At 53.2% G+C, this 2390-nt stretch carries 2 protein-coding genes; both read right to left on the bottom strand.

Annotated elements, in window-relative coordinates:
* The coding region (locus WBV75_RS06470) for a molybdopterin cofactor-binding domain-containing protein (RefSeq protein WP_424119824.1) at positions 1-2093 on the bottom strand (2093 nt) is incomplete at its 3' end.
* A gap of 4 nt (positions 2094-2097) precedes the next feature.
* Positions 2098-2390 (bottom strand): (2Fe-2S)-binding protein (locus WBV75_RS06465; RefSeq protein WP_424119823.1); only part of this gene is annotated, 293 nt, incomplete at its 5' end.

Here is a 2390-nt window from a genome sequence, read left to right as displayed (position 1 = left end):
TTGGCAATGGCACCCGCGACCATGGGGGTGGCCGTCTCACCCACGCCCTCAGGGTGTACCTCTGAGTCTATGAGGTAAGTTTCTACGGTGTCCGGTATATCCTGCATCCTGAGCAGTTGGTAGTTGTTGTAATTCGTTTGCTGTACGCGCCCCTCTTCAATGGTGATCTGTTCCTTAAGGACGCTGCTCATCCCCATCAGGATACCTCCTTCCATCTGTGCCCTGACGTTGTCCGGATGTACAACGACGCCTGCATCCAGAGCAATCCAAAAGTGATGCACGCGGATGACCCCTGTATCCCTGTCGAGGGAAATTTCACAAATACCTGTTCCGAGAGATCCGTGTTCCACAAAGGCGACTCCTTTGGCACGACCCGGCAAGGTTTCATCGTCCCATCCGGAAATTTCGGCAGCTTTTTCCAGGGTGGCCAGGGCTCGTGGCGAATCGGACATCAGCTTTCTGCGGAAGGCCACAGAATCTATTCCCTGGTCCCTGGCAATTTGATCGATGGTACATTCAATGGCAAATTTGTTGGGCCCATGCCCCACAGCCCGCCAGTGCTTCAGGCGGATCCCATTGGAAGCCTCCCGCCATTCGGCCAGCTGGTTGGGAATGTTGTAATGGTCGTTGGCGGCGCCGCTGGCCACCAGATTCCCGCCATCCCCGACAACACAATGTGAAAACGAGGTGAGTTCCCCGGCTGAATTTGTGCCGGCCACAATACGCTGAAAGGACAGCGGCCGAAAGGCGCCATAGGTAAAGTCATCCTCCCGGGTCCAAATCAGTTTCAGGGGTCGGGGGGCAACTTCCCGGGCGAGCAGCGTGCATTCTTCCACAAAATCATTCATACTTCTGCGACCAAACCCCCCGCCGAGATACTGCAGATGCACATTGACCTTTTCCGGGGGGATTCCCAAAATAGTCGGTACCCCCAGTTTGGTGTCCGGGCCTTGCTGGCTGCCCACCCATACTTCTGCGCTCTGGAGGTCGGCGGCAACCTGCACGACGGCATTGAGCGGTTCCATCTGGGCGTGGCAGACGTAGTCATTTTTGAAGTCCGCCGTATAGGTGCGTGCGGCCTTTTTCATATCAGAGGAAACATCTCCTTTTTCGATCAGTATTTTACCCGGGTTTTGAGCTGAAGCCATTTCCTCATAGTCCTCATATACCGCCTGGGAGTTATGGCCGGACGCCTCAGAATCACTCCACTTAATGGCAAGCTTCTTTTTGGCATCCAGCGCCTGTTCCAGGGTACTCCCAATAACGCCAATGGCATAGGGGAGGGTCACGATTTTTAAGACCCCGTCCATGGATTCTATTTCGGGTTGGTTGGTCAGGGTTGGTTTAGCCCCATGTACATTCCCACGTTCCATGACCCCATACACCATTTCAGGCAGGCGGATATCTATGGCGAATTGCGCACTGCCATCGACCTTGGCGGGAATCTCCATTCGGGGGATTACCTTTCCGATTAAACGGAAGTCTTTCTTCTTTTTGAGTTGATCTTCCGGGACCTCCGGGAGCACGTCGGGCATCTCCAGATAAGGGACCAGCTCTCCGTAACTGATCTTGCGATTCGAGGCTTCATGGATTACAAAGCTTTCGTTTGTGGTCAATTCCGAAACCGGGACTTCCCAGTGCTTTGCAGCACTATGTAGCAGCACATACCGGGCCTGGGCTCCCGCCTTACGCATGACGGTATAATAGCTTTTTGTAGTACGGCTACCGACTGTAAACATCAGTTTAGTGCCTGGCCTCCAGCCTTCGCCTCCATAGATCTCCGCTTCCTGGGGGGAGAATTCCACAGATACTTTGGACCAGTCCGCATCCATTTCCTCGGCAAAGAGTAATGGGAGGGAAGTCATAGATCCCTGCCCCATTTCGGCCGCGGGGTTATAGATGACCATCTTGCCGTCTTCGGAGATTTTGACCCAGGCCGTGAGGGGTTGTTTTTTTAATTGCTCCTCAATTTTCTTTGTGTCATTGCAGGAGATCAGTTGGGGCAAAAGACCTGACATCCCGATAAATATAGCGACCCCCCCGGATGATTTGAGAAAGTGCCTTCGGCTGATGGATTTTTTGGTTTCAGGCATGGATCTAACTTTGGGAAGTGGTTTGATTTTGGGCGGCAAGTTCAATGGCTTTAAGAATACGTAGGTAGGTGCCACAGCGACAGAGGACGCTGTTCATATGGGATTTTATTTCTTCCTTTGAGGGGGAAGGGTTCGATTCCAGCAGGGCCGCGGCCTGCATGATCTGTCCGGACTGGCAATACCCGCATTGGGGTGCCTGGGCTTCAATCCATGCTTCTTGCAGGGGGTGATCGCCTGTTTCTGATAAACCTTCGATGGTCTTAAGGAGTTGCCCTTCGCTGACTGCTTCTACGTTTA

This window comes from Robiginitalea sp., assembly GCF_049588695.1.
Classification (GTDB): Bacteria; Bacteroidota; Bacteroidia; order Flavobacteriales; family Flavobacteriaceae; genus Robiginitalea.
This window is presented reverse-complemented; position numbering and strand designations above follow the sequence as displayed.